At 66.8% G+C, this 4,305-nt stretch carries 6 protein-coding genes; all 6 read right to left on the bottom strand.

Annotated elements, in window-relative coordinates; translation table 11 throughout:
- Positions 1 to 658: hypothetical protein (locus IRZ31_RS20385; RefSeq protein ID WP_297157311.1), on the bottom strand; the 658-nt coding region annotated here is incomplete at its 3' end.
- On the bottom strand, positions 655 to 921 hold the full coding sequence (locus IRZ31_RS20390) for a hypothetical protein (RefSeq protein ID WP_297157314.1): 267 nt from the start codon (positions 919 to 921) through the stop codon (positions 655 to 657). The genes IRZ31_RS20390 and IRZ31_RS20385, both read right to left, overlap by 4 nt.
- 137 nt (positions 922 to 1,058) lie before the next feature.
- Complete coding sequence (locus IRZ31_RS20395; protein WP_297157316.1) at positions 1,059 to 1,919, bottom strand: ATP-binding protein; 861 nt, start codon at positions 1,917 to 1,919, stop codon at positions 1,059 to 1,061.
- Entirely contained in the window at positions 1,920 to 2,969 is a 1,050-nt protein-coding gene (locus IRZ31_RS20400; RefSeq protein ID WP_297157319.1) for a winged helix-turn-helix domain-containing protein, read from the bottom strand.
- Complete coding sequence (locus IRZ31_RS20405; RefSeq protein ID WP_297157322.1) at positions 2,953 to 3,942, bottom strand: hypothetical protein; 990 nt, start codon at positions 3,940 to 3,942, stop codon at positions 2,953 to 2,955. Before IRZ31_RS20405 ends, IRZ31_RS20400 begins: the two co-directional genes overlap by 17 nt.
- An 86-nt stretch (positions 3,943 to 4,028) precedes the next feature.
- The coding region (locus IRZ31_RS20410) for a hypothetical protein (RefSeq protein WP_297157324.1) at positions 4,029 to 4,305 on the bottom strand (277 nt) is incomplete at its 5' end.

Raw genomic sequence — 4,305 nt, forward strand, 5'->3', positions numbered from 1 at the left:
AGTTGACCACGCTGCCGCGGGGCAACTGCTCCAGTTCAGGCACCACGTCCTCCAGGTTGAGGGCCACGCTCTTGAGGCCCATCCCCTGCAGGCCGCGCAGATAACAGAAACTGCACTCGACCGGGCAGACTCCCTGGGCATAGTTGCCGCGCAGGAAGCCGCGGATCGGTTCGGCGCCGCGCTCCTCCTCGCGGGGCCGGGTGCCGGCGATCCAGGTCTGACGGCCCCGGCGGTAGGCGACAATCGGGGTCCAGGCCCCGCAGGTGGTGCCTGCGCCGCCGACAAAGGGCGCGATGAACTGCGGGCGACCCGCGCCGCCGCGGCGGATCAGCAGCAGGAGGCGGGCTTTGCGCTGGGCCTCGTCTTGCTCCGGCCAGAGCTGTCGATGCAGGGTCAGCGCCTCGTGGGCCACCGCGGTCCGACTGGGCAGCCGTCGCAGGTGGACGGCTGCGACCAGCGGAGCCAGCTGGGCCGCTGCCTGCTGGGCTTGCTCCGCTTCGTGCGGACTGTGAGCATGGAGGAGCAGATGCGCGGGCCGCGCTGCCGCGAGCCGCTGCCGGTTGGCGAGCAGACGCCTGGCCCGCTCGCCCGCCACGCCCGTTGCGACCGCAGCATCCAGCGCTACCAGATCTATCTCTGCCAGGTGCTGGAGCATCATGGCTCCTGCTCCTTCGAGCGCCGCCGGCGGGCGACCCGGAGAGAGGCAAGAGCATCGGCCTTCCCGATCCCATCCGCGGTGTCTGAGTGGTCCAGGTCTGCATCATCGAGCGGACCCCACTGCCGATACCGCTCCTCTCTGTCCTGAACAGCCTTCTGGTACTGGCGCCAGTGGCGCCATGAAGCCACAACATACCAGGTGAAAACGCCCAGGGACAGCGCAAGCAGGCCCCCCAGGATGGGGAAGAAAAAAGCGTCGTGCATGCATTAGCTCCTTTCACGTGCTTCGCAGCAAGCAAGCAAGACCGAACGGGGGAAGGAGGTGGAAAGCAGGCAGGAAGTGGCTGGGAGGATCAGCAGCGGTCGAGAGGGATCACCCCCTCCTCCTGCCAGCTCCGGGGTCAGGACACGGCTCCGGCCCGCCTGGGAAGCAACCGGTAGTCCGGCCCTCCCAATTCCAGGATGCGAGCCGCGCCCAGCAGCCGAGAGACACCCGCGGCCCCCAGCCAGGCCAGGAGCTGATCGGGAGGATGGTTGGCCGTCACGACCGTGGCTCGCCCGCTTTGGAACCGCTGGTCCAGCAGCCGATAGTACACTTCTTCTCGAAAGTCACTGGGCTTGGGCTTGTCCAGATCGTCCAATACCAGGAGGGGAACCTGCGCCGCTTTCTGCAAGAGGCGCAGATAGTCCTCGTCCTGGCGCAGCAGCACCTGGATCTGTTCAAAGAGGGCCACGGTGCATGCGAACAGACAGGGGGTTCCAGTCTCTACTGAGGCTCGGGCAATGGCCGCAGCCAGATGGGTCTTGCCCACCCCGGGGGGACCGACCAGGAGCAACGTGCCCTGGGGATCTTGGGCAAACCGCTGCGCTTCCTGCAAGGCGAGCTGGCGCTGCCGCGCGGTCTGGGGCGTATCTCCCAGGCGCGCCTCCAGCCGAAATGACTCGAAGCGCCCGGGTGGCCCCTGGGCCAATTGTGCCGGTGCCAGCCAGCCAAAAAGCTGGCTCGCCAGCAGCTCCCGTCGCTGCTGCGCCAGGAGGGCGCGCTGGCGCTCCTGCTGCTGCTGGGCGCTCGCTTGCATTTCACACTGGCAGCGCAGCCGCAGCCAGCGCCCATCATCCAGCCGCAGCGGCTGCACCTGGGTGCCACAGGCGGGACAGGTCCAGCACGCCGCTGCCTGTGTCTCGACGATGCGCTCCGGGAAGCGGCTCACCGCCAGCCTTGCCGGGACGCGGAGCGCTGTTCCGAGCCGGCTGAGGCCCATCTAACTCCCTCCTTGGGCGCAGCGGCTGCCTGCTGCTTGCTCCTCTGCCCACGTCGCTTCCCACTGTCGTCGCTGCGCTTCCAAATAGGCGCCCACGTAGGCGCGATATTGCGCCATTGGATCAGCGCTCCAGACCGGCTCAGGAACACGGTCCCGCCGCCTGGGGCTGGCCGTGCCGCTGCTCCGATCGCCGGCGCTGCTCTGCCGCTCGGGTGCCGCTGCCTCCAGGGCTGCTCGTGGAGGGGCAGCCGCGCGTTTGAGCCAGCGGCGGAAAAAGCCGGGGGTCAGGCGTTGCTGCCTCTGATTGCGCCTCGGGTCCCTGGCATATTCGGCGCATTCAATCGCCTCGCCTCGCAGCGCTGACCAGCCCATCGAGGCAAATTCTTCCAGCACCTGGCAGAGCTGGCGTGAGCATGGCAGCCCTAAGATGTCTGCAATCTCCTGGAGAGAGATCTTGTCGGCGGCGGCGCTGTCGGCAGGAGGGGATGTCGGGCCGGGGAACGGCACAATCTTCGGCAAGGCGGTGGTCGAGACCACGGCAGCTGGCTGCTTCGTCACCAGGGATTCTTTCTCTTTCTCTTTCTCTTTCTCTTCCTCTTCCCCTTCCCCTTCCTCTTCTTCTTCTGACCGGGCTTTTCCGGGTTTTCCTGGATTTCCCGAGGAAGCCCCGGAAAACCCAGGCGCTGCTGACGTCGAGGCCTGCGCTCCCTCAGCCTCATCCGCACCCCATGCTGGCGGTGGTGGCAACTGGGAGGGCGTCGGCTTGCTCAGCGACTGCCACTGCCTCCAGGTCAGCCACTGATAGTACTGCTGACGACCCACCTGGTAGCGCAGCAGGAGCCCCCGCTCGACCAACTGCCTGAGGGCTTCCTCCACGGCGGCCTCGCTGACGTTGAACAGGCGCGCCAGCAGGCCCTGATGAGCTCGCCCGCGCCCCTCGTCATCGGCCTCCAGGATGAGGCCGATAAATACCACGCGGGCCTCAGCAGACAATTCAAAGAAATCTGGCTCCTTCAAGAGGGCCACTGGAATACTACGACTGCGGGCCATGATGGTTCTCGCTTCCGATCTCTGATTGGGTGAGCAGGGCTCGCACCCACGGCAACGGCACTTGAAAGAAGGAGAGCACCGACCCCGCCGGGTCACGGACCAGCAGGTCCCGATCCCCGTAGTGCTGCCACTGGAACCCGCTGATCTGTTCCTCTTGGGTCTCGGTCAACTCCAGAGGCAGCTGTTCGCGGGATGAGAGCACCAGCTTTTCGAACATGGGTCGATGCAGTTGTGGATCCAGCTTGAGCAGGCGCCGCTCTGGACAGCCAGCCGTCGGCTCCAGCCTCAGGTACCCTTCCGCATCCGGCTGATCACTCCGGCTCCAGCCCGTCTCTGTCAGCCAGCAGCAGTCACCTCCCTCGGTCAAAACCGCACCCCGGACATAGTGGACCCGGTAGAGCGTGAGCGGGGTCTCCTTGGGCCAGGGACAGACACGCGCCAGCACCTCCGCCTGCCGCTCTGCCAGCTCGGCTCGCGCCGCCTGATCTTCCGTTTCCAGCTCTTGCCACCGGGCGTGCATCCTCCGTGACACCTCTAACCGGAAGAGCAGGAGGTCCCGAAGGCGCTCCGGCTCAATCCAGCCTGCGCGGTTGCAGCTGAAGGGCACCCGCTCGCAGGCGCAGGAGACATACCAGTTCTGGGCGGCCAGGTCCCCGGCTGCTGCTGCCGGATGCAAGGTCCAGGTGCAGTGTGCGCACCCAAAGGGCTCCGGCGGGTACAGCTGCAGACAGAGGCCACCCGGCTGGCCAGGATGGCGGTGCATCCAGGCGCAGAGCTCCGCTGGCAGGCCGAGACGCTCCTCTAAGACGGTGAGCGCCTGCCCGAAGCGCTCCTGAGCCTGGCGCTCCGCCTGGCGCCGCTCTGCTTCCTCGGCAGCCTGGGCCGCTTGCCGGGCCTGACGCTGGCGCTCTTCTTCTTCCTCATAGACCGCTCTGGCCCAACGGGCCAGAGCCTCTCTCTCCTCCGTGTGCATGGACTGCTCCTTCGTGGTTTCTTCCGACACAGTCAGACAGACGTGCAGAGGTGCAGGGCAGGCTGCTGCCTGTCCTGCACCCCTCTCTAAAAGGGCTGGGTCTCATCCATATCTTCCAGGGTCGGCTCCGACTCCAGCCCAAGCCGCCCTTCGGCCATCGCGCTCAGGACAGCCAGCTGCCCGCGCGCGCGATCCGGAGCCGTGGCCGGCTGCGGGAGGGGAGCACCGATGAGCCGGCAGAGGGTGGGCAAGCCTGCGTAGGGCTGGGAGAAAAAGGTCCGCGCCGGCTCCTGGAGGTCGATCCCCAACAGGACCGGTGCTCCCAATCCGAGCCGGCGGCTGGCCCGGCGCAACTGGTCCTGA

This window comes from Thermogemmatispora sp., assembly GCF_019683635.1.
Lineage (GTDB): Bacteria > Chloroflexota > Ktedonobacteria > Ktedonobacterales > Ktedonobacteraceae > Thermogemmatispora.

Excerpts from the sequence above, each read along its gene's own strand:
- IRZ31_RS20405 (WP_297157322.1), bottom strand. The coding sequence starts at position 3,942 with ATGCACACGGAGGAGAGAGAGGCTCTGGCCCGTTGGGCCAGAGCGGTC.
- IRZ31_RS20395 (WP_297157316.1), bottom strand. The coding sequence starts at position 1,919 with ATGGGCCTCAGCCGGCTCGGAACAGCGCTCCGCGTCCCGGCAAGGCTG.
- IRZ31_RS20400 (WP_297157319.1), bottom strand. The coding sequence starts at position 2,969 with ATGGCCCGCAGTCGTAGTATTCCAGTGGCCCTCTTGAAGGAGCCAGAT.
- IRZ31_RS20390 (WP_297157314.1), bottom strand. The coding sequence starts at position 921 with ATGCACGACGCTTTTTTCTTCCCCATCCTGGGGGGCCTGCTTGCGCTG.